23 protein-coding genes and 2 pseudogenes are annotated in these 22,806 nt (G+C 58.1%); 6 read left to right on the top strand and 19 right to left on the bottom strand.

Annotation, left to right across the window (positions count from 1 at the left end; translation table 11 throughout):
* Nucleotides 1-45: 45 nt before the first annotated feature.
* The 4 genes and pseudogenes from R6U01_RS02895 to R6U01_RS02880 all read right to left on the bottom strand — a co-directional run bounded on the left by R6U01_RS02895 (nt 46) and on the right by R6U01_RS02880 (nt 5,488).
* A complete protein-coding gene (locus tag R6U01_RS02895; RefSeq protein WP_410284959.1) occupies nt 46-1,944 on the bottom strand; it encodes a transposase in 1,899 nt (632 codons plus the stop codon).
* A 382-nt stretch (nt 1,945-2,326) separates the two neighbouring features.
* Nucleotides 2,327-4,534: pseudogene (locus R6U01_RS02890) on the bottom strand (type B DNA-directed DNA polymerase).
* Entirely contained in the window at nt 4,518-4,799 is a 282-nt protein-coding gene (locus tag R6U01_RS02885) for a hypothetical protein (RefSeq protein ID WP_410284958.1), read from the bottom strand. Before R6U01_RS02885 ends, R6U01_RS02890 begins: the two are co-directional and overlap by 17 nt.
* Nucleotides 4,799-5,488 carry a hypothetical protein gene (locus R6U01_RS02880; RefSeq protein ID WP_410284957.1) on the bottom strand — a complete coding sequence of 230 codons (690 nt, stop codon included), beginning with the start codon at nt 5,486-5,488 and terminating at the stop codon, nt 4,799-4,801. Before R6U01_RS02880 ends, R6U01_RS02885 begins: the two co-directional genes overlap by 1 nt.
* Nucleotides 5,489-5,835: 347 nt before the next feature.
* On the opposite strand from R6U01_RS02880, the gene R6U01_RS02875 reads away from it, so the two are divergent.
* Nucleotides 5,836-6,246, top strand: coding sequence for a GlcG/HbpS family heme-binding protein (locus R6U01_RS02875; RefSeq protein WP_410284956.1), 411 nt, complete (start codon nt 5,836-5,838; stop codon nt 6,244-6,246).
* Between the two features lie 132 nt (nt 6,247-6,378).
* Here the strand turns inward: R6U01_RS02875 and R6U01_RS02870 are convergent, their stop codons facing one another.
* From R6U01_RS02870 to R6U01_RS02860, 3 genes are all read right to left on the bottom strand, one after another.
* Entirely contained in the window at nt 6,379-7,839 is a 1,461-nt protein-coding gene (locus tag R6U01_RS02870) for an ethanolamine ammonia-lyase reactivating factor EutA (protein ID WP_410284955.1), read from the bottom strand.
* Between the two features lie 30 nt (nt 7,840-7,869).
* A complete protein-coding gene (gene eutC, locus R6U01_RS02865; protein ID WP_410284954.1) occupies nt 7,870-8,628 on the bottom strand; it encodes an ethanolamine ammonia-lyase subunit EutC in 759 nt (252 codons plus the stop codon).
* A gap of 223 nt (nt 8,629-8,851) precedes the next feature.
* Nucleotides 8,852-9,472: a hypothetical protein gene (locus tag R6U01_RS02860; protein ID WP_410284953.1), complete on the bottom strand. Its 621-nt coding sequence runs from the start codon at nt 9,470-9,472 to the stop codon at nt 8,852-8,854.
* Between the two features lie 98 nt (nt 9,473-9,570).
* Between R6U01_RS02860 and R6U01_RS02855 the strand changes: the two genes are divergently transcribed.
* A complete protein-coding gene (locus R6U01_RS02855; protein ID WP_410284952.1) occupies nt 9,571-9,984 on the top strand; it encodes a winged helix-turn-helix domain-containing protein in 414 nt (137 codons plus the stop codon).
* 463 nt (nt 9,985-10,447) lie between these two features.
* Here R6U01_RS02855 and R6U01_RS02850 read toward each other — a convergent pair whose 3' ends face one another.
* On the bottom strand, nt 10,448-10,846 hold the full coding sequence (locus tag R6U01_RS02850; protein ID WP_410284951.1) for a hypothetical protein: 399 nt from the start codon (nt 10,844-10,846) through the stop codon (nt 10,448-10,450).
* 145 nt (nt 10,847-10,991) lie between these two features.
* Here R6U01_RS02850 and R6U01_RS02845 point away from each other — a divergent pair, with 145 nt between their 5' ends.
* On the top strand, nt 10,992-11,111 hold the full coding sequence (locus R6U01_RS02845; RefSeq protein WP_410284950.1) for a hypothetical protein: 120 nt from the start codon (nt 10,992-10,994) through the stop codon (nt 11,109-11,111).
* Nucleotides 11,069-11,386: pseudogene (locus R6U01_RS02840) on the top strand (PQQ-binding-like beta-propeller repeat protein); the annotation flags it as partial. The gene R6U01_RS02845 and the pseudogene R6U01_RS02840, both read left to right, overlap by 43 nt.
* Nucleotides 11,387-11,732: 346 nt before the next feature.
* Here R6U01_RS02840 and R6U01_RS02835 read toward each other — a convergent pair.
* Nucleotides 11,733-12,767, bottom strand: a complete 1,035-nt coding sequence (locus R6U01_RS02835; RefSeq protein WP_410284949.1) for a hypothetical protein — start codon at nt 12,765-12,767, stop codon at nt 11,733-11,735.
* Nucleotides 12,768-12,828: 61 nt separating this feature from the next.
* Between R6U01_RS02835 and R6U01_RS02830 the strand changes: the two genes are divergently transcribed.
* Nucleotides 12,829-13,731, top strand: coding sequence for a hypothetical protein (locus R6U01_RS02830; protein ID WP_410284948.1), 903 nt, complete (start codon nt 12,829-12,831; stop codon nt 13,729-13,731).
* 508 nt (nt 13,732-14,239) lie between these two features.
* Here R6U01_RS02830 and R6U01_RS02825 read toward each other — a convergent pair.
* The gene (locus R6U01_RS02825; RefSeq protein WP_410284947.1) at nt 14,240-15,373 is read right to left on the bottom strand and encodes a serine hydrolase domain-containing protein; all 1,134 of its coding nucleotides are present in this window, start codon (nt 15,371-15,373) and stop codon (nt 14,240-14,242) included.
* 220 nt (nt 15,374-15,593) lie between these two features.
* Here R6U01_RS02825 and R6U01_RS02820 point away from each other — a divergent pair, with 220 nt between their 5' ends.
* The gene (locus tag R6U01_RS02820; protein ID WP_410284946.1) at nt 15,594-16,841 is read left to right on the top strand and encodes an RNA-guided endonuclease InsQ/TnpB family protein; all 1,248 of its coding nucleotides are present in this window, start codon (nt 15,594-15,596) and stop codon (nt 16,839-16,841) included.
* A 142-nt stretch (nt 16,842-16,983) separates the two neighbouring features.
* Here R6U01_RS02820 and R6U01_RS02815 read toward each other — a convergent pair whose 3' ends face one another.
* From R6U01_RS02815 to R6U01_RS02775, 9 genes are all read right to left on the bottom strand, one after another.
* Nucleotides 16,984-17,379, bottom strand: a complete 396-nt coding sequence (locus R6U01_RS02815) for a hypothetical protein (RefSeq protein WP_410284945.1) — start codon at nt 17,377-17,379, stop codon at nt 16,984-16,986.
* A gap of 71 nt (nt 17,380-17,450) precedes the next feature.
* Nucleotides 17,451-17,747, bottom strand: a complete 297-nt coding sequence (locus tag R6U01_RS02810; protein WP_410284944.1) for a DUF6516 family protein — start codon at nt 17,745-17,747, stop codon at nt 17,451-17,453.
* 105 nt (nt 17,748-17,852) lie between these two features.
* Nucleotides 17,853-19,256 carry an ATP-binding protein gene (locus tag R6U01_RS02805; protein WP_410284943.1) on the bottom strand — a complete coding sequence of 468 codons (1,404 nt, stop codon included), beginning with the start codon at nt 19,254-19,256 and terminating at the stop codon, nt 17,853-17,855.
* Nucleotides 19,257-19,794: 538 nt separating this feature from the next.
* Entirely contained in the window at nt 19,795-19,968 is a 174-nt protein-coding gene (locus R6U01_RS02800) for a hypothetical protein (protein ID WP_410284942.1), read from the bottom strand.
* Between the two features lie 149 nt (nt 19,969-20,117).
* Nucleotides 20,118-20,348: a DUF433 domain-containing protein gene (locus R6U01_RS02795; RefSeq protein WP_410284941.1), complete on the bottom strand. Its 231-nt coding sequence runs from the start codon at nt 20,346-20,348 to the stop codon at nt 20,118-20,120.
* Between the two features lie 46 nt (nt 20,349-20,394).
* Nucleotides 20,395-20,799 (bottom strand): transcriptional regulator, encoded by a 405-nt coding sequence (locus R6U01_RS02790; protein ID WP_410284940.1) that lies wholly within the window; start codon nt 20,797-20,799, stop codon nt 20,395-20,397.
* Between the two features lie 67 nt (nt 20,800-20,866).
* Nucleotides 20,867-21,319: a PIN domain-containing protein gene (locus tag R6U01_RS02785; RefSeq protein ID WP_410284939.1), complete on the bottom strand. Its 453-nt coding sequence runs from the start codon at nt 21,317-21,319 to the stop codon at nt 20,867-20,869.
* Nucleotides 21,316-21,621 carry an AbrB/MazE/SpoVT family DNA-binding domain-containing protein gene (locus tag R6U01_RS02780; protein WP_410284938.1) on the bottom strand — a complete coding sequence of 102 codons (306 nt, stop codon included), beginning with the start codon at nt 21,619-21,621 and terminating at the stop codon, nt 21,316-21,318. Before R6U01_RS02780 ends, R6U01_RS02785 begins: the two co-directional genes overlap by 4 nt.
* A gap of 284 nt (nt 21,622-21,905) precedes the next feature.
* Entirely contained in the window at nt 21,906-22,727 is an 822-nt protein-coding gene (locus R6U01_RS02775; protein ID WP_410285018.1) for an HNH endonuclease, read from the bottom strand.
* Nucleotides 22,728-22,806 lie beyond the last annotated feature (79 nt).

Here is a 22,806-nt window from a genome sequence, read left to right as displayed (position 1 = left end):
GCCGGAAAATCTTCGCGAATGCTGCCGCAGGAAGTTCAACCGGCATTATTGCTGATGGCGATGGTATGTTAACGCGTCAGGAGTGGTTGGTCCTCCCAATGCGAGGTTGTGCGTGATTTCTAAGAATTCATTCTGCGACGTGGAGAGCTCAATACCAGCTTTTGGCGACGGGACTTCGTTCACAATCTTATACAGATTATGCAGTAACACCGACATTTGGAAGTAGAACGCTTTTACTTGCGGTTTAGAAGAGTCTGTTGCGATGTCAAACCTGTTTTTCGCCATTCGAAAGATTGACTCTATTTTTGCACGCTTGTTGTACTTATCAACGATTTCCATGATCTCATCAGTCCGATCCTGTTTCTCATCCGAGAACTCTTTGTCAGTGTAGAACGCAAGAATGCGGTCGGGGGTGTCCGTCTCACTACGAGGGTCGGCATACCCGATTAGTTTGACAGGTGGTGTTAACTCGGCGTACCCAGCACTGCGTTTGACAGCCGTGCCTCCCGGCTGGAGGGCTGCGCGAAGCTGTGCGTAGTCAGAACTTCGTCCGACCTGCTTACTATCGTCTTGGGCGCAAATCACCCAGCGTCCCCGAAGAAATTTTCGGCACGCATCAATGTCCTCACGCCCGTCAAATCCCCGGTCGGCCATGAAGAGATCCACGTCAACTGTCCCAATGAGATCACGTAAGAAATTTTTCAGAATCCTCGCACGCTGCGCTTCCGATTTCAACAGCCGTAAGCCGAACGAGAAATCAAGATCCGAGTCAGTGAATGACAACGATGCGAACCGCCACCGCCCATCTTCTGTCAGGAACGGAATCTCATCCGTCTCTGTTTCGAGGCTTTGAATGTCTGTTAAATCGTATGACACAACGGCTGGTTCATCCAAGATACCCGACTCTAGAACGTACTTCAGCAGCGCTTGATTCGCATCGTCAAACATATCATCTATTTTCCAAATCTCAAGGCTCTCAAGATGAGTCCGAATTGTTGACCCAGCAAATACCGTGCTAAGATCAAACGTGTGTTGTGCAGTTTGAGTGTAGTACTCGATACTCTCGTCGTGCCGTGCAGCGTACGCAAACACGCCAAGCAAACTCCGTATCTCACGAGACGCGTTCTCCCCACGGTGAAGTGAAAGATTCTCCTCTACAATCTGTATCACGTCCTCCACAAGGTTGTACAGCGCTAATCGCCGCGCACCATCTGAGAAGTCACTCGCTGCCGGCCCGGCATCGTAATCCAGCCGGTATCGGTCTTTCACACTCTCTGGAACCGGGACTCCATTCCAGAACAACGCGTGAACCGCAACGAAGCACGCATCACGCATCGTCTGGAACTTCCCTTCTCTTTTTAGAGATTTCGCTGCTTTACGGTACGTTGATTTTTCACGCACCCCACGCAACCCGAACTGTTCGAGATCAGCAGCTGAATACTGTGCAATATACTCTGCAAGGTCCTCATATCCATTGATATCACGCGCAATCTGAATCATCAATGCGCGCAGTTTGTAGAGAGCACCCTGCTCGTCAGGTACCGCGACCGTCTGTAACGCGCGTTCGGTCACCTCACACAATGCTTCATCGAATATCGCATCCACAGACCCGTCCTGATCGGACCATTTCTGACTGGCTTTCGACCAGTTTTCGCGTGCGAGCGCAACCAACAACGGTTTCTGCAACTCAACCTCTCGCCGCCCGGTCGGTGTTGAGATCGAAATGTCACCTACCGCTTCTGAATTAAACGACTCAAATACACTGATCGGTTCTTGTTGTGAGTACTGTGTTTCCTCAGCGAAATCGTCTTGATGTGTTCCCATTTGCCTACAATGATAAATCTCGAAACCACTTCCTGATAAACCCTTGGCGTGCGCAACCACACCATTCCGATAAAGCGTATCATCCGCGTACGCGAATATCCTCGTCCCGACGTATCCCACGTACGAACGCTATACTGCCGCTCACCTCATTTAAATACATTCCAGGAGTCATTCAACCACACTGAATCAGGGCTTAGAACCCCCTAAACAACGAGATTCCGATTATTCCCATCTGGCGCACGAAACGCCGATCTTCAATTCTAATATAAAAATCTTGTGTCCGGCGCTGTGTTGACATCCTCTCCGCCCTGAACGGGCGAGGTTTTAGCAGTCAGAACTCTCTGTGTTCTGACAACACTCTTGGAAAATCTGCGCAAGCGGGTGAGTAGAGGGGGTAGTTCACGGTACGCACACTATGGACTAAGTAGGTGGATCGTACAGTTCAGACGCGATTCGAGAGACGGTTGTAAGAGTGGTTGACTTAATAGATCTGATACTTGACTCAAAGCGATGTGCTGTAACTTCCGAGGGTTGTATCAGTGGTGTCCGAGAGGTATTGTTTGATGTCAGCGCGGTCCCAGCCGACACAAGAGACGATGCTTTCGACGGCGCGGATCGCGGCGTCTTCGTACCAAGCGGCATCGTATGACTCGGTATCCTCGAATGGGAGGCGAACGCGGCCGATCCCGCGTCCGTCGGTGTTGACGACGATGTACCGGACGGTTTGCCCTGGTGCGAGGCTGGTGGCGTGATGTTGCGTGCGGCGGAGTGCAGCGACGGTGAGTGTTTCTTGCGTGTACGTGTCCGCGTGCTTCGAGACGCGGTTCGCAACGACGAGATCGTCCGTTGCGATGTCTCCGCGGCGCAGTGCGGTGAGGTGTCGGCAGAGTACGTCGCACACGGCGTCGGGTGATCGCGTGGCGTCGAACACGCGGAGCGCGTCCTCCTGTACGGTACTCACCCACGGCGGGGTGTTTCGCTGCCGGGTTTCAATGCCACGCGTTTTGATCGCGTCTCCGAGTTCACCAGTGGATGGAGTGGTCTCGCCGCGTCGTTTCCCGAAGTACCGAGTGAGTGCGCCGCTGTCGCTGTTCCGCATGGGGCAGAACGCGACCCAGTCGAACGCGGACTCGTGTTCTAACGTGATCCCGGTGTCTGCGGAGATGTCTGCGGCGACGGCTTCGAGCGGGCGTTGGTCACGGTCCGGAGCCGGGGTGACCCAGATCGAATCGACGATGCCGTGGAGAACGCGCCACCCGGCGTCTTCGAGTGCGGTTTTTGCATTGAGGAGGATATCGCGGGCGAACGCGTTGATCGCTTCGTGACATTCGATGCGGCCGAACTTCGCGTTTGAGAAGCCTTGATACCCGAAACACGAGACGAGAATCCATTTAATCGCTGCCGACGCTGATTCGAGCCGATCGCGTTCAGCGCCGTCAGTCGTCTCTTCTATCCGGGTTTTGATGCGGCTGCGCGCGTCGATGAGCGGGCCGAGCACCGTCGGGAGATATCCGTCCTCGTCGCAGATCGAGTACCTGAGACCGGGGACGTCGTCGGTGTCGCAACACCCGCAGCGAACAGTTTCTGGGGAGATGTTACGGGTTCGAATAATATTCGGGTACAGTGACGCAAAGTCCAGTTCATGGACATTCTCGTGAACGCCGACTGCGGGGGCGAACGTGGTGCCGCCGCGGTCGGCGGCGTCCAGCGTGGCGGCGGGTTTGAAGAATTCCGGTCGCCACGCTCGCCACGGAACGAGCACATCACGGTCGCGGGCGGCGCGGATCTGCAAGCCGGTGAGGACGCGTCCGATCGACGCCCAGCTGAGTTCTTCGAGCGGGAGTCCAGCACGGTCCACGAGATCGAGGCAGCCGGGTAGCCCGGCTTCGTGGTAAAAGAACGTGTTCGACTCGTCGATCACGACGCGGCCGGGGATTGTGTACCGGGCCGGGGAGTGCCCGACTTGCCCGTAACTCGTGTACGTGGATTCCCCTGCGAGTTTCGTGTACCCGGGAGCGCGACCGAGTTTGAAATTCTGTACGTCGTGCGTGTCGGCGGCGTCGAACAGTAGCGGGATGAGTTCTGCTGTGGACACGATGATGACGTCGGGATCACGTTCGCGGACAGCACGGGCAACGGCAGTGACTGTAGCCGCGAGTGTCTTCCCGGCGGCATCACCGTCAATCGTGAGGTGCGTCAGGGCCTCGCGTCCTGTTTTGTGCGCTGGGCTTGAGAGGGTGAGTGTGCGGAGCGCCCGGACGGATTCGTCTGGGCTCGCCGGCGTCTCAGTTTCGAGGCAGTATCGGAACTGCGGCGTCAGATCGACGTTGTAACACGTGTACTTGGCCGGGTCGTTGAACTGGTGGACGCGCTGTGCGATGCGTCGTACGGCGTCCACGTTGGCGGCGTCGATCCGGAGGAGCGGCCGCGGGGCCGTTCGAAACGTCTACCGGTGCGATTCACACTGCATGTCGGCAATTGCGTCTTGGCCGGCGAGGAACGCGCGAAGATCGGTGAGCGATTCGGACAGCTCGTTACGGCTTGGTGGTGTTGGGGTCGGGCCGCCGCGTCGCCCGTACAGATCACGGGGTGCGTCACCGGCGAACAGCGTCGGCGTGTACCCCTCATGGACCGTGCGAGTGACGCCGTCGTCGGTGAGTGCCCAGCGAACAACGTTACCAGAAGGGCGGAAATCAACGGTCAGCACCATCGGGACTGGTTGAGCCTTCAAGCTCGGTGATGCGGGTTTCGAGTTCGTCGATCCGGCGTTCCTGTTCGATGGCGATACTCACGAGTAGCGGTGCGAACCGGTCGTCGTGATTCAACATTCCGGCCGCGTCGGCGTGGTTGCGTGCGTACACGAACAACTGGTCGAACCGGGGTTGATCGCGGCGGCGCAGCGTCCGGCGGTACGGGCCCCACCGATCCTCGATCGCGCGCAGCGTGTCACGGTACGTCGGGTTAGTCCGACCCATCAAACTACCCCTGACGTCGTCTCCTCACCCACGACCGAGGCGTCGCGCATCCGTGCTCGATGGGCGAGTACTTCCTGCCAGTACGCGAGCGTTGTCTGCACCCACCCGTCGCCGAGGTGATACACGAGCGTCTCAACGTCGCCGGCCGCGTCGGTGAACCGCGGTCCGAACTGCGTGTCCTCACACTGGAGATGCGTCTGCGCCGCGTTCACGAGCGGTTGCGTGAACTCGTCAGCACGTGACCGCGTCACGACAACCGGGACGTCATGGACGCGCCCGACGCGTGCGAGCGCGGCGATCGACCGGACCAACAGCTCCTGCGCACGGTTTGTCGGCACGTCGCCCGCTCGATACAACCGGTCGATCCCGGTCGCAACCACGACGCTCGGGGTCGTGACGTGCTCACCAGCAAGTCGGTCAAGCAGCGATGTTTGTTGGTACGCGGTGAACCCGCGAGCGACGTGTACCCGATCAAGATACCGCTGATGGGGAGCAAGTTCACGAAGCCGCGTGGTTTGCGCCGCACCGGCCGCGTCAACCCAGTACGCGTCGCCGTCCCCGGCGAACACGCAGTCAAGCAGCAACGACTGGACTGGGGTCACGCCGAGATCCGAATCCACATCCACGAGCATGAGTCCGGCATCCAGTTCCGGTAACTCAACGCACGGCTGTCGTTGAGACGTGTTCATACCCGTTAGCTGCCGCGTGGTAATCAAAGGAGTGAGCCATACACGCGGAGTGGAACTGGAAGTGAAACTCCATCTTCAATGCGGAACCCCGACAGCGATACTGGTCACCCAATTGTTCTATCGAGTCGAACGCTGTGAGTGGCCGTAGCATTCCACATGTCCGCAACGCGCGCTCATACGATTCGGGAGCACTGCCTCGTTAGGAGTGTCGTTGCTCCTGCCAACCGCATCGTTTCCTTACTCTTTGGTCGCTTGCCGCTCCCTCTTCTCGTCTGCTCGTCAACGCGAGAATCTACATGTTAATTTATTATACTTCCGCGAAAGCGGATAGACGGGGTAGATACTGTATGACAACCGTAACATTAGACGTCGCCAAGGAGATCATCGCAGCCGCGGAGGAGGAGGCCGCAGCGATCGACATGCCGATGTGTATCGCGGTGATGGACGACGGTGCGAATCTCGTGGGGTTCCACCGGATGGACGATGCGCTGCTCGGAAGCGTCGATATCGCACAGAACAAAGCGTACTCCTCGGTGTCGCTGAAGTTGGACACCGAGGCGATCCACGAGGCGTCACAGCCAGGCGAGTCCCTGTACGGGATCGGGAACACAAACAACGGGCGAATCGTCACCTTCGGTGGCGGGTTCCCGTTAGAAGATGACGGAACCGTCGTCGGCGGCGTAGGCGTCTCCGGCGGCAGCGTCGACGAAGACATGACGGTTGCACAGGCAGGGGTGGACCGCTTCGAGGATCTCTGAGGACGCCGCTGAAACAGCTGGTCGCTGAAAAATCCGTACTCTTCAGGTCGATGCGCTTCGATCTCCCTCGCTCGTTCGCTGATACTGTTGAGTTCTCGTTCAATCGTGTATATCACACTACAGAGAGTCGGATTACGATCCAAACACGAGTGTCTTGACTACTGCCGGAACCGTCTCGCCGTGTGCAATCGGCTCGCCGATGTCGAGGTACTCGCCCGTTTCAACGGCGAGTTCATCGATCACCGTGAGTGGCCAGTCCGAAGAATAACCGCTCAACAGTTGCCCGAGTGCCTTCGCGCAGTTCTGGTGAGTGACGATGATAATCGGGATCGATGGGGGGTAGCTGTTCTCGAGTGCCGCGACGAAAGACGCTGCAACTGCTCGAAGCCGGTCGTACGAGAGGTCGCCGATGTCGTCGATCCCGATTGCGACGCCGCCGACATCTCGAATGTCGTACCGCTGGGTTGCCTGTGAGAGAATCGTCGAAAACGTCGCCGTGAGTGCGGCGTCGTCGATGTCGGCTAGGGAGCCAGTTGAGATCACCGGAAGATTACGCAGCGGCAACAAGTCGGGGTCGATACAGACGGTACGGCCGCTGAGTTGAGTCGTGTGCGTTCCCGCGCCGATGACGGTCGCGCGCAAATCCTCGGATAGTCGTGTCACGAGTAACGGTGAGTCGTCGACTGCCGCGGCCAGCTTCTCGGCAAGCATCGGCCCGAGGTCGTCGTAGGCGAACGGATCCGTACCGACCGCCGAGTCGGTATACTCGCCGACCAGTCGGCCGACACCACCGGTAAAGACGACTGCATCGAGTGGTCGGGCATCGTCCGGTAGCGGCTCAATCGATAGTTCTACTGTGAGCGGGTCGTACGGCGGTCCGAGAAGCGAGTCGATCACGAGGGCAGCCATGGCAGATGCAAGTGCGGACAGTTCGTCTGGATCGGCGGGGTCACCGAGTGACAGGTCGAAGCCGCGCGCCTCACTTATTATGCGAGCCGGACGGGCGAGTTTCGTGATTGTCCCGTCGGTGACGCCGACCAGCCGCCCACCGACGTCGAGACACCGGGTTTCGACCACGCCGTCGGCGTCGAAAATCGCGGTATTGGTCGTGCCGCCGCCGACGTCGACGTTGGCAACGGTTGTTTGCGACTCGGCTGCGTGGGCGGCCGAGCCGGACCCTTGTCCGGCCAGGATTGCCTCAAGGGCTGCGCCGGCGGTGGCGACGACGAAGCTACCGCTCTCGTCGGCGAGGTGGTGTGCGAGCGACTCGGCGTTCGCGGTGCGGGCCGTCTCACCGGTGACGATGACCGCTCCCGTGTCGATGTCCTCGGGAGCGACGCCGGCGGTATCGAGATCGGCAGCGATGAGTTCAGCGGTTGCATCGATGTCGACGGTTTCGGGGTCGACGAGCGGGGTTTCGTGAATCGGGCCGCGAAACCGAACGGTTCGGTCGCCAATAGCGAGTTTCTCCGTTCCTGATACGCCGGCGGAGTCGATCGCGAGTTCGCTGACGACGACGTGAGTGGTCGTTGTCCCGACATCGATCCCGACGCTTGTCAGTGTCGACGGTGGCTCCGCGGGTGACTCAAACACGATCGATGCCTCGCCGTGGTGTGAGTGGTATCATCCCTTCGCGAATTCGCGGTCTGTAGCGGTCAGGTCGAGGCCGCTGGCTTGTTTGTCGCACATTTCGTCGATGAGGTCGACGATCTCGGCACCGGCTTCGACCGGTGGGAGCCCGCCGGCATGGATGTTCGAAATAACCGTTTTTTTCGCCGTCGGCGTTCCGCGTTCGGGGCCGTAAACCATGTACGCACTCAGACTGTCAGCGGTCGCTAGTCCGGGTCGCTCGCCGATCAGGATAAGACAGCACTCGGCGTCGAGCTCTTCGCCAATCGCATCCATCACATCCACTCGGCCGTAGGTGACGAAAATCGGGGTTCCAACGTCAAGTCCGCGGTGGTCGAGTCCGTCAGTGAGAACCGGGAGGAGATCGGGAATGTTCCGCTCGATTGCCGTTGAGCTCAGCCCGTCGGCGACGATCACCTGTACTTGCGGTGCTTGCTGGCACGCGTCGCGAAGCAGCTCGGCGGTCTCGTCGGAGATCTCTCGGCCCTTATCGGGGCGGGCGAGATACTCGTCTTTGTCCTCGACAAGTGTCTGGATGGAGACAAGCCCCATCGTCTCGATGAGTTCGTCGCTGACGTGACTGTGGACTGCATCACGGGCGGTGCTGTGATCCGAGCGGAATTCCAGAAGCGAAAATGTTCGGGCCGCTAGTCGGGTAGGTCTCTGTTGAGGGATCACTCGGTGCGAGCGAGCACCCAGCAAGGGCGGGAACGAGAGCCGCAAAGAGGGAGCGCCGATACACAGACGACGCATGTCACCGAAACCGTAAGTATGGATGGGTAACCGCATTGCGCACCGGGGCGACGAACCGTGCAGTCACGTCCACTGACCGCTTGCTGAATCCACCCTCTGTATCTCGCACGGTGTTCCTGACAGATAGAGAGTGTTTCTACACATGAAGCGATCTGTGCGTTTCTCGCATTGACCGCAGCTACGACAACGGGGCTCGATTGGAGAGACTTTCACTAAAGCCAAACTAGTCTAACAGATCGAGATCGCCGCGGCGTTCTCGATGCATGATGCCGCCGATGAATACGCGGAGTTTCGACACGAGTTCTGACTCGGTTTCATACGTTGCTACTCGTAAGTCCCATCGTACCTGTGCGGATCGTATCATCGCGCTCGTAACATCGTCCTCGTGAATGAAGATCAACCGGTCGCCGTGGGTTTCTGAAAGCGCTTCGAGGATGCTTCCAGCTTCCTCTCCGACGCCGAAATTATGCCCGAGAAACGGCAGGATGAACGCCGTTGCGTTGCTACACCGCGTGTACTCGATGCTTTGCGTTGCAGCATCGACCTCATCAGTATCCACGTCAACGTCAATAGCGAGAAACGCGTTCACGCCGGGGGTCACGCGGAGCGCACCCTGTACTCGTCGCAAGAGCGCCTGTGCCGCATCGATCTCGTCTTTGCTTTGGAACAATCGACGGAGCGGCCCCGGGAGATCCTTCACGTCGATTTCTTGCCGCTGCTTCTCGCTGAGCACGTAGTTGAGATTGAATGATTTGTACGGGCCCATCACGTAGAAGAGGAACCGGTCGTACGTCACGTGAACTAACCGTTCGGCGATGAGGTCGCGCGTGATCTTCACACTCATGGGCACTCATGACCGCCGCCAGTATTTAAAAATCGGTGTTTTTGAGAAACTTCGGCTTGAGAAAGCCTAAGCGTCTCTCCCCCGTACGAGACATTACGATGGCGACGAATCACCCGCAACCACCCGGCACAGCGTTCCCGGAGGACCCCGAAGACTTGTTGCCAGAGGATAGCGTTCTCAGCCTTGACGAGTACCTGGCGATGCACGCAGCCGTCGGGCACCGCACCCGGTACGAAATCCTCTACCGACTCGTCCACAGCGGCGACATGAGCCCCAAAGAACTGGAAGAAGCGATCGACATCGACGACAGTACCCTCCACTACCACCTCAACAAACTCGTCGACGTCGGCCTCGTCGAAAAACGTCAACACACTGAGCGAGGAGCAGACGGCCTCTACACGTACTACCGAGCGACAGTGTTCGGCGAGGTAACGCTCACGAGCGGCGTCGACGAACTGATCCGCGGCGAGAAAGAGTTCGAAGCGATGTACGACAGTTCGACCGAACAGTAGAGAGTGGACAAGGAGTCTCGTTACCTCACGTTCTAATCGGGACATCCGAGCAACTAGCCTGACGGGCGGTGTCGCGGGCGGCCCATTCGGCTCTCACGCCGTTTCTAACAGATCCTCACCAGGAGGGAGGCTTACTCCGAACAGCTTCGTATTGTTTTTAAGCGCCGGCATGGCCCTGTCCGGAATTGCAGAGTCTCTGCCGAAAAATCGCCGACCGGACACTGGTGTCCTGAGACTCACGGCGATCTCCGTACTTGTGGGTCTTCTCGTAGCTATCTTCTTCGCACTCGAACTCCTCATCGAGTGATAAAGCCGGTTGGGGTGAATTCACTGCTGTTGTAATGCGTTCGTTCTCACGAGAGACTCATTCCGAGCGATGGACGAGACACGAGATGGAGTAGCTGCATGCACCCTCTCTATCCAGCACACCACTTCTGAGAGGAACCAGGGAGTTCTCGGTTAGTCACCTCTCAGGCGAACGCTCCGAGCGCCAGTGGACGACCACGTTCCCGATGGCGAACTCATCGTCGCTCTCGTCATCCCGGACGATCTGAACCGTGTTCTCGCCCTCTTGTAGCATCGCGCCCGTGACAGTGTCCATCCACAGTTGCCAGCCGTCCGAGGGCGGGAGGTCAAACCCCGTCAGCGGGTCGCCGTTGACAAGGACTTCATGTCCGAACGTCCCCACGTCGTAGAGCTGAACCTCAAAGTACGCGTCGAGTGGATCCGTGGTCGTGACCTCGAACGTGTGAAGGGTCGAGGCATCGCCAACGAACTCGGCCCACTCTATGTTCAGTGCGTCCGGATCTTCGCCCAAGTGTTCGAGGACGGTGACGAGTGCGTAGTCAGCGTGCGGTGACATGTACTGGACTTCACGGACAGAACCCTTGTACGTACCGTCTAATTAGGTAGCAGGCTACAAGAACGGTTCTCTGACACGCTTTCACCGTCCATCCAAGTCGTGTGAGCGGTTCGTTCGCCCATCAGCTACGGAATCCTCGCCAACGGTGGTAGACGGCACGGTCTTCGCTGGGGGCAGTGATGACAATGTTTACGCACCGGATGCGGAGACTGGCGACCGTGAGTGGGCCTTCGACACGGCCACACCGTTACAACATCGCCCCTAGCGGTCAATAATCTCGTCTTTGTCGGGAATGACGCTGGGACCGTGTATGCGTTGGATGCTCAGACCGGTGAAGCGGAATGGAAAATCAAAACCATCACTTCGGTACAGTCGTCGCCAACAGTGATGGATGGGGTGCTCTTCGTTGGCGGTAACGACCGCAGGGTCCACGCACTGGACGCGCAGACTGGCGAGAGAAAATGGGTATTTGACACCGAAAGCAAGACCGGGTTATCGTCACCAACGGCGATGAATGGGTGGGTCTTCGTCGGGAACGAACAGGGTGCAGTGTCTGCTCTCGATACACAGACAGGCGAGCAACAATGGATGTTCAACACCAATTCGCGCGTCACCTATCGAGTCATCAACGTCAGCCTCCGTAAGCATCTGATACAGGTCGTAATCCAAGTATCACACCACGCGCCCCGATCTAACTCCACACGTCCCAACGACTACTGCTGCGAAAAATGTAGGGTAGCAGTCACTCGCCAGGTTTCGTTCCGGTACGGAGGTTCTCCCGGTACTCAGCCCACGCCTGGTACATTTTGATCCGTTCCTCTTCAGTCATCGTGTCGTGCTCGTCTTAAGAAATTCAACAGAGCTTCCTGTTCTTGTCGAGTGAACCCTACTGTTCTATGACTCCTCGTGCGTCTATGAGATGAGACAACCCCGCGTTAAACAGAGTAGCCTGCTTGTTGGCATCGACCTCGGATGAACAAGCTGTGATTAGTTGGTCAAGCCCCTCGCCACGCATAGTGAACAGGGTACGATACTCGTGTAGCGTCGGCCCATCATGCGAGATCGCGAACCCTGGATCTGATTCGTGTACAGCCTCGGGGATCTGCTCTTTCGCAGCGTGGAACTGGTCTTTCGCCTTGTCCAATTTTTCTCGTTCGTGCCATCGAGCTCCTGTTTGGATTAACTCTCCCGTATCGAGGTACGCTTGTACCGCTGTACTGAGCTGGTATTGTATCTGTGCTTGAGCAGTAAGTTGGGCTGCGACCTGTTCAGTGTCAGGCAGTAGCGAATCTGTAGAAACGTCGTCTACCAGTCGTTCCCCGGTTTTCCTAGTTTCTTCGGCCCTCGTATCCATTTCGTCGGTATCGAAAATACTCGGTGGAGTTTGCTCCGGGCGGATACCATGATCTAACGCAGGGGACTCAATTGTTGCGAGCTCACGTTGTGTCGAAGCAGCGTACTGGAGAACCTCGTTGAGAGACTGATAGTACGTTAGTGCTGCTTCGAGCCGAGCCACGCGTGTTTTGGGACGTGACTCTGCCGGGGGCGAGGCGACCCCGGGAAGAATGCTGAGTGCGTCGGCGACCTGTCGGCGTTTCTCAGCAATCCAGACCCCTTTCGTCACAGTCCCATCGTGAAGAACCTCATCGATGGTCTCGATGGTCTTTTCCACCATTGGCGTGAGCCCCGACATTGCGAGTGGATCTCGATTATCCGTCACGGTGAGGCGCTCGGCAAGCGCTGTCGCGCTGTCCTCAGCATCTGACAAGCGCGAACCGGCGTTGCTCGACGTAGGAAGTTGGTTTCTGAAAACCCACACACCACCAATAACTGGTAGAATACCTTTCAGAACGTCCCGCCGGCCTATATCATGCTCTTCGGCCCACTCCTGGGCGGTTTCTCGATCGGGGACCTCGTCCATCGGCTGTGAGATATCAAGCGTACGAGAAGAATTTAAATTCACCGCTGAAAGAACGTTGAATATGGATGACGCCGACCCGGATCGGCTCGCAGATTCAAAACATCGGATTCGTGCTGGCCTTCGGTCTCACGCACGCGCTTCCGCACCCTCCAAGCGGTCTGTCCAACTCGCTGACCAACTCGCCGTCGTTCACGCCGAACTCAATGACACAGAACTAGCAGCAGTCATTGAGGACCAACCGATTTCCGAAGCCGTCCGGACCATCGACACGGACAGGCTCCACGGTCTCCGAAAAGTGACCGAGATAATCGAAGGGGACCTCGGGATCGATGTCGGTCACAGCAAATTCGCACGTATCGCAGGTATCGCCTCCACGTTCACCTCTATGGGCTCATTTGCGCTCGCAGGCCACAACGTTTTGCTCTCCGCAACTGCACTCGACACCGCTCACGAGGAGGCCAGTTCAATCGCTTCAATCAAGATGCCGCGTTTCTTCGACTTCTACCGATCGCTTGCGATTTTCATCGCAGAGGGGATGCTGTTCACGACCCCTTTGAACTTCGACACAGCATGGAGAGGAACACGGTATCTCAACAACCACGTACTCTACCGGTTCAGAGACGTCCACAACGGCCTGTACAAACTCTTGTTGAGCGAAATCCACTACGCAATCCGCGGTATCGCCCCAACAGCACTCCGGGAGCCCGAAGCGTTCGCCACATACCTCAGCTCCATGCTAATGCAGACAGTTGAGCTCATTCAAGCAGTCGAAAGTAACATCAATCCACTCAGCCTCCTCAACACAGCGAAATCAGTCGGGCGTGAATTCGAAACCTTCGTCGAAAACACGTACGATTTGACCACTGGCGACGTCGACATATCCGCGATCGCAGAAGATGCCCTCTCCGAATTCACGACCACCCCCGATTCCAGGACCATCTACACTCCGACTCAGGGCTATTAGCAATCAACACGATCACGCGTAATCTCGCAACATCGCAGTGATCTCCGTGGCGTCTCGCGTCGGCTCGCTCCAGTGATCGGTATCAGGCGATTCGACGTAGACCTGTAACGCGTGCGAGCCCGCAAGCAGAAAGACGGACGCTTGCTTCTCCGGATTTGAGCGGTGTTCGAACGCCAGGAGAAACCAGTCTCGCGTCCCGCCCTGCGCGATTTCGACGTCCGATGGAGTGTAACTGGGAACTACGCCGCGCACTACACTGACGACCGCGATCGGAATTTTCGGTTCGACTGCCACCCGAAACCCGACACGCCGAGACGACATTTCCACCCACCACCCGATGCTCCGCTCCCGTCGAACCATCCTGTATCACTGTGTCTGCAGTCGGGCTTGTCACACGGTCGATTCTCCAACGCTGGCGGCATGCCTACACTCATGAAACGTTCGAAGAGATCAACACCGCTGAGAACCCGTTGTAGCGGAGCGTTTCAACGAGATCCCGTGCGACCAGTTACTCGTGGAGCGCTAATCGGACGGCGTTGGACATTCCACTGACGCGAGCGGCATGCTCCCACGATTCCTCGCGGATGCCGTTGGTGACGTATGCGAACCCGACGTTCAGTTCCGGGTCCCCCCAACCGAAAATACTCCCGAGCCCGGCATGCCCGAACATCCGCTCGCGGCTGAACGATCCGAACATGTCATTTGCTAAGCCGCCAGTCCAAAACCCGAGCGCGTACCGGGCCGGGCGTGAGAGTGTCCCGTCAGACTCTGTTTCCGCGTGTGTCCGCGTCGCTTCAGCAACCGTCTCCTCACCGAGCAGGCGCGTGCCGTCGAGTTCGCCGCCGTTGGCCATGCACGCGTAAAACCGCGCCATGTCTCGCGCCGTGCCAATCCCGTTTGCCGCCGGGATAACCGCACGCCGCACAGCTTCAGTGTTAAACGCGTCCGCGGATTCAGACGCCGGGATACCTAACCCTTCACCAGGATCCCGGCACCGGTCGAACACCTCGAAGCCGGCGAGGGTAGCCACATCGTCGTCGTCATCCGAGTCAAGCCCGATCGACGACCGATCCATTCCTAACGGGTCGAACACGTGCTCGGCGACGTACTCATCGACGTGCTGCCCGGACAAACGGTGAATAAGTTCACCGACGACCCAGCCGTAGTTGAACGTGTGATACGCCGGTTGTTCGCCCGGGTCGAACACCGGCTCGATGTCTTCCATGGCCTGGACGACTGCGTCCCAGTCACCCCATTTTTCAGGCTGATCATCGAAGTCGCCAAACGGAATCCCGGCCGTGTGGCTCAGCACCTGTCGAATAGTGATCTCGGCTTTCTGCGTACCGGTGTCGGCGAACCCGGGCCAATGATCGACAACCGGGTCGTCGTACGCGGCCTCGCCCTGCTCGATGAGTTGCTGCAGGCCGACGCCCGCATACGGTTTCGTACACGAAAAAATGAGATGACGCGTTTTCGCAGTGGTTTCACCGCCATCCGGGCCGGTCGTCCCGCCGGCGAAATCCACGACGAGATCCCCGTCAACGTAAACCGCGAGTTGCGCGCCATGATGCAGACCGACATCGAGGTGCCGGTCAAACTCAGCTCGAAGCTGCTGTCGATCACTATCGGTGAGTGCTACCATACCACTACTCACAAGCTACTGTCAATAAAGATTCGGTCGGCTCTATTGAAATCCTCAGAAAGTGATATATTCAGCATTTTCGAGGTGGAGCCCCGACCTCAAGGAGCGAACGGAGTGAGCGAGTAGGTCGGGGAGGAAACCGACATGGGACGACACAACCGCCACACTCCGACCGACCGACTCCCAAGTGTATAAGTACCGTCGGGTACTCTCTGAGACTATGGGTGTGCGTCGAACCGCCGTCGTGAAACTCGCTGTTTCCGATGAGCAACGCGACGCACTCCACCGAACCGCCGACCAATACCTGTATTGCGCGAACCAAACTGCCGACTACTGTTGGTCCGACACCTCCTACACTGAGTGTAACACCAACAAGCGAGAGGTTCGTGACGCGCTCTACGCCGAACTTCGAGAGAAGACAGACTTACAGGCCCAACTTGTCCAAGCCGCTATCAAACGCGCTGTCGAAGCCGTCAAAGCGTGTGTCGAACGGTGGAAAAAGGGACAGCGCGTCTCTCAACCGACGTTCACCGCTAAAACGATGGACTACGACACGCGGAGCGCGACCTTCTACCGGAACAAGGTGTCGCTGGCAACTGTTGAGGGCCGAGTCGAACCGTCGTTCGTTCTCCCGGCAGACAGTCCGACGCCCTACGAGCGGTACGTACTCTCCGAGAACTACGAGCTCCGCGAGAGTACGCTTCGGTACGACGCGGCCACTGACGAGTTCTATCTCAACATTTCGACGCGGCGGACAGACGGTGACGATGGGGTTTCGGAAGATACCGGGCACTCCGACCAAACGGTCCTCGGTATCGACCTCGGCGTCAACAGCCTCGCTGTGTCCTCAACTGGTACTTTTTGGCAGGGGAACGACTACGACCACTGGTGTCGTGAGTTCGAGAAGCGACGTGGCGAGATGCAACGGCGCGGCACGCAGGCCGCACACAAGGCCCTGCTTCGCCTCGGGAAGCGTGAAGAAGCGTGGCGCAAACAGTACATCCACACGATCGCCAACGAACTCGTTTCGGAAGCCGTCGAACACGACTGCGACGTAATCGCGTTTGAGGAGTTGAGCGACATTCGAGAGCGGCTTCCACAGGCGAAGTGGCACCACGTCTGGGCGTTCCGACGCCTGTTTGAGTACGTCTCCTACAAAGCGCCTGAACAGGGGGTCTCCGTGGAGCAGGTTGAGCCGAACCACACATCCCAACGCTGTTCTCGAACAGACTGTGGGTTCACGCACGACGGCAACCGCCACGGCGAACACTTCGAGTGCCAGAAGTGTGGGTATGAAGTGAACGCGGATTACAACGCCGCAAAGAATATTGGCGTGCGGTACGCCCGGAAGCGACAACACAAACTCCGCTCCTCGCACAAGTCGGGGAGCGGAGACGCACAAGTAGACGTGCGTGTGAATGGTGGGACGTTGAACGGTGAGAGTCACCAGCCTATTGCTGGCGACTGATTACCGGGAGTCCACATCAAAGCCCTACCCTCAACGAGCGAACCCCGTATGGGGTGAGCGAAGTAGGGTAGGGTAGTTTACTACTGGGTGGGTCGTATCAGCGGTTGTACTTGACGATGCTGAGCGCGTTCTCCTCGCCGGGTCAGGCGTTCGCCTCGCGCCCCTGTCCCGACCCAGTCGTAAGCGGGATGTCGGCGTCGATCTCGTCGTACCACACGACCGGCCGCTTCGCCCGGCCATCCTCTTCGAGTTCGAGGAGGCCGTAGTCGGCCAGTTCGTTCACGTTTTCGAGGACTTCTGGCGGGTTCCGGTCAACGAGGCGCGCGAGCTCGCGGATGCTCCCTGGCTCGTGTTCGACGATCGCTTCCAAGAGTTCGAGGTTGGTCGAGCGGAAGACGCGGCCGAACGTTTCGAGGTTCTCGATCGAGAGCGTCGGCTCGCCGGGTTCGACGTCCTCGCCGGCATCGATCGCTTCGAGGCGCTCTTCGAGGTCGCTACGGTCGGCGGACTTGATCCGAACGTGGAGTGTCTGAGTCATGGGTAGTGTGGTGTGGGGTCGTCGGTTGGAGTCGGTCGCGGCCAGTACGTCGGTCACCGTGCTCGAACGCGCTACCAGTCGTCGCGCTTCTCCTCTGGGAGCGCCGCCAGCCACGCGCGGAAGATCCCCGCAAGGCCGGGGTAGTCGATTTCGAAGGTCTCGCCCCCGAGGTGGAGCTCGTGGACGCCGTGGTGGTTGTCGAACCGGATGATCGGCTCGTCCGCGCCGGCTTCGCCGTAGTGGAAGGCGTACTTGATCCCGTCGTCAAACCGGTCCGAGGTGGGGACCGAGAGCACGCGAACCCGCGCAACAGTGCCGTCGGCATAGGCCTCGATCTCGTCTTCGAGTACGGTGACATCATCGCTCATCCACACGTGTGTCGACGCACCCTGCTCCGATAAGTGTTAGGAAAAATCCTAACAAAGAACAGGCAGTACCCTTCCGAACTCCTGACGAAAAGGCGCTGTTGAACATCAGACCCCGGTCGGCCTTTCCAATATTCGGTCGATGCTACCTACATCGAACAGGGACCACGAATCATCCACCTCCTGATCGAGTCCCTCCACAAACCCACTCCTCGAAAACAACGCGAATCGTTCAGTCCGCGAATTCGGTCCCCACTGTACGTGTTCGGCTTTCGCCCGGAGGTCTTCGACGAGCCCCCGGCCAACCGGCTCTGAAGTCCACTTACACTCGGCAAAGAGAATTCTATCGTCCGTCGGCGAAAGCCCGACGATGTCGAGTTCGTTCTCACCGTACCACCATCGACCGATCTCCGAGTACTGCTCGAACGCTCCGCGTCGAATTCCGTCCCAGATCGCCTCCTGACAGATGTCTTCGAACGTCTCGCCGACGAGGTTCGGGAGATCAGGTTCGATCGTGTTCTCGTACACGATCCCCGGTGCTTCCTCGATACTCGATCGGTTCGGCCCGACGTATCGGAACCAGAACCGGAGGAACTCGTCTGCGACGTAGTACTTGGAGCGCTTCGACTTTTTCGCGGACGCAGTCACGGGAATTTCCCGCTCGATGAGCCGTAGTTTTTGGAGCTTGCGAAGGTATTTGGAGAGTGGTCCCGAGTCGATCCCGGTCGCTCCCGATATTTCGTTCGGTGTCGTGTGACCGAGGGCAATGGACTCCAAGATGCTCATGTAGCGTGCTGGACTTCGGAGCTCCGTCCGTAGCAAGAACTCTGGCTCGTTGTAGAGTACTGCTGACGGCGAGAGGATCTGCGATCGAATGTTGTCCGCGAGTGAGGAATCGAAATAGTCGAACAGCGTGAGATACATCGGCGTTCCCCCCGTGACTGCGTAGGATCGGATGGCGTCCTCGATATCGTACAGGATGACCTCGCGTGCTTGCTGGAACGAGAACGGCTGGACGTCGAATTGCCCGGTTCTGCGACCATAGAGGGGGCTCTCGTGACCGAGCACTTCTGACTCCATCGTGCTGATGCTCGATCCACAGAGAACGAGCATCGAGTCCGTGTCCTGCAGATGTTCGTCCACGAACGACTGGAGGTAGGACGGAAGTGAATCGTTCTCTTCGACGAGATATGGGAACTCGTCAATGGCGACGATGAGATCCTCGTCTGCGATCTGTTCCCCTAGGTACTCAAGCGCCTCGTCCCATCCGTCGATTCTTGGTACGCGATCGTCGAAGTAATCCGCTACTTGCTCAACGAACTTCTCCCGTTGTCGTTCCTCAGCCTCTTGAGCGGAGAAAAAATAGATATGAGGTTGCTGTCGGCAGAACTCTTTCAGGAGTTCGGTCTTTCCGATCCTCCGCCTTCCATCGACCACGTAGAAATCGTGCCCCGGTGACTCGAATGCCGTGTTGAGAGCCTCCAGTTCATCGTTCCTGTTGTAGAAGGTCATTCTTCACCTAATGATTACTTGGATAATGACTTATTCGTTTTGGGCGGTTCTTTGGAATGCGGGCTGAGAGAATAATAGGCAGTTCAATACCATTCCCAAAATAATCATTACTTAGATAATGAAGAACTGATGGGAATTATCGACGTGGCGACCCCACCTCACTCTGCCCCGCTGTTTGGCCGTTCACCCAGCCACCCACTCAAATCCCCTTCAACGACGCTACATCGACCCATCCCCGTTCAACAACTCACTCACATCACCGTACACCTCATCCGGCTCCCCACCCCACGTCTCCACCCGCCCCAGGTCACCGTCCGGCACCTCCCCGTCATTCCACGGCGCCACGACTGCTCCCGCCTCGTTCGACTCGGCATCACTGCCGGCCGGCTGCCCACCACGATCGAATCCATTTGAACCAACCGGTCGATACCCCACCCGGGGATGACCACTCGGATCTATCGAATGCTCCCGAACGAACGCGTTTCACACCATCCACCGCTCAGCATCGGCGATCTCCTGTCACGAAATGACTGATAGACTACACGTACTGAATCGACTGGTCGTCTCCGGATCGGTTCTGTAGATGCTCGTCAACGACTTTCACGACATCGCCTATCTGCCGTCCCGCCTGCTGTACGTAAATCACGCCCCGATGTTCCAGCCCCTGGCCTTCGACGAGCGTCAAAAAATCGTCATCGAATGTCAGGAGCACCCACTCGTTTGCGACTGCGTACCGCAACTACTCGCGGTCTGGATCACCAAGCGTGCCTTCATCTCGGGCGGTGTGAACCGTCCACCCGCGTCTGCGGAGCCCGTCAGCAACAGGCAGCCAAATACTCTCGTCACAGTACAGCGGCCCTGTCATACGAATGCCGGTTCAGACGACGCCGACCGGAAATCATCGATGTGATCGTAATAGTACGCAAGCGCCCGATGCACATCACCAAGACTACAATCAGGGTACAGTTGCGTAATCTCGTCAGGATCGTACCCGCTGTGTTCGTACGCCGACGCGATATCTTTGACACGGATTCCCGTCCCCTCAATTGTCGGCGCACCGTCACTGTGTTCAGCATCCTGGACGATGCTCATACCACAAATTTCCCGTGTACTATCTTGAAACACGTGGGCGAACGGGTCACGGCGCTGCCGCACCGATGTTCCCGTTTGAGGTCGCAAACGGAATCTCAATTTCGAGGCCATCGTAGGCCAACACCGGTTTTTTCGCGTGACCCGATCCATCACCTTCGAACTCTATGACGCCAATATCGTCGAGCTCAGAGAGGTTTCGATGGACCTGTTTGTAGTCCCGATCCACCAGTCCGGCAGCTTCGCGGATACTGTCAGGGTCGTGCTTAGCGATCGCTTCTAGCAACTCCAAGTTCTTTGGACTGAGAAGCCGGCTGAGTTCAGCGTACGACCCCAAATTCAGTATCGGCTGGGCATCGTCGAGTTTCTCACCCTCCTGAGCGGCGGTAATGCGACTGCGCGTCCGCTGATCGAGGCGGTCGCGTTCGCCGACGGTGACTTTGAGCGTGGGCATAGTATGGTACTCCTAGAGGCGTCCTATTCCGACCAGCCCCACGAGACGGGCGTCAACCTCCATTCAGTTACACTCCATCGGAGCGGAACCGTTCGATAGAGAGGCGAACACCCGTGTCAGCGATAATTGCGTCGTAGTCGTCATCGGCACCAACCAGTAGCGTCCCGTCGACACGGTCGGCGGTCGCAAGCGCGTAAGCATCGCCGAGTGCCGGGTTAAAATCGAGCACCCAGTCAGCGGCGAACCCCCAAAGCTGATCATCGTCGGTTGGGTTGATACCAAGCGAGGAAAGCCAGTCGAGATACTGATCTGCGGTGGTCCGGTCGTATTTCCGCGCGAGGACATACCGCACTTCCGTCGCGTTCACATGGTGGAGGTAGCCGGAGGAGGCGCCGTGTGCGACGGCGTCAAGGTAGGCCGATACTGTTTCGCTCCCCGTCTCACCATCGGCGTGTGCGACGAGCGGTTCAGTATCGAAGACAATCGTCGACGGCGGCGAGACGGGCGTTTGATCCGTCACTCGGAATCACGCTCGGCCCGATCCGCCTCACGCTTCTCACGGAGCAGTTCGCTTGCTGGCTTCTCCGTGGACGCGGTTGCGGAGCGAGCTGCGAACCCTTCCATCTCAGAAGCGGATGGAACGGGCTTGATCACCACCTCTCCGTCGTCGGTTTCGGTGAACATGACCTGTCCCGGCGCATCAATACCAAGCTTGTCTCGGAACTTCTTGGGAATCGTCGCCTGTCCCGACGACGAGACCGAGACTGTCGCTGACGCTCCGCTCTCTGATTCTGAATCAGACCGGTTCTTTGACTCGCTCATATTCATACACTGATTCGAATATTAATAGAACTTTGGTGTTAATTTCGATGAGAGTAGAAGCGACAGAGACGCAAAATAACGAGTGACCCGCAAGCATTTCTCATCGACCACCAATCAATAAAACAGTCAATTACCCCAGATACAGCCCTTGTAGCGGCGGAAACGATGCGTACGCGACAGACCAGATTAACAGCACACCGACTCACGATCACGGAATCCATCTTCAGCACAACGTCCTGTCTGGTATAAGTGATTCAACAGCATCACGAACCAATCCCCAGCCCCTACCCTGATCCGTCCCCGTTCAACAACTCACTCACATCCCCGTACATCTCATCCGGCTCCCCACCCCACGTCTCCACGCGACCTAAGTCACCGTCCGGCACCGCCCCGTCATTCCACACCGGCACACCGTCCTCGCCCTCGCTCATCTCATCATCACTGCCGGCGGGCCGCCCGCCACGATCGAACTCGTCGAGCGGAAACGCGTATGCTGTCGCCCTGTACTGCTTATGAAACGTGTTCCGCCGCGTCACGCCGAACACCGATGCGACTAACTCCCGGTCACACCCGCGGTCAAGCGCGCGCCTGACGAGCTCGTCTTCAGCGCGTTGCAACGCTAACGCGCGGTCGTCGGGCACGTACCCGCGCGCCGACTCAGCCACGTCTTCTGGGAATCCCCACGCACCAGTCTTCGCATCCTGATCGACGAGCTGCTCATCACGCCCCGGCACCAACCGGTCTACCCCCATCAGCACCCACAGGCGTTCCCGCACCGCCGTCTCCGACAGCAACACTTTCACGCGAACGAACACGTCACGGAACGGCGCCGGCCCAACCTCATCCAACACGTCCAGCAACAACACGTCGTGCGGCAACAACACCCGCATATCCGCGTGCGTTAGTTCAATTGGTGCATCGAGGCGGGTCGGACGGTGATGGAACCAGTTGTGACACGCCCGGCACGTCACCGCCAAATTCACCGGGTCATCCTCCGCCACGTCACGCGGCTCCCGTTCAAGATGGTGGACGTGCAGCACCGCTGTGCCGCGCGGCGGGCCGCGCGCCCCGCACCACTGACACCGATTCCCCCGGTCACCAAGCATCGCAACGCGCGTTCCCGCATCCACCGTATCCGCCCCGCGACCCCACCGCCTCACAGCCGGACCTCCACAGCCCCTCGCA

This window comes from Halorubrum sp., assembly GCF_046498025.1.
Lineage (GTDB): Archaea > Halobacteriota > Halobacteria > Halobacteriales > Haloferacaceae > Halorubrum.
Note: the sequence above shows the minus strand (reverse complement) of the source record. Positions and strands in the feature narration are given on the sequence as shown.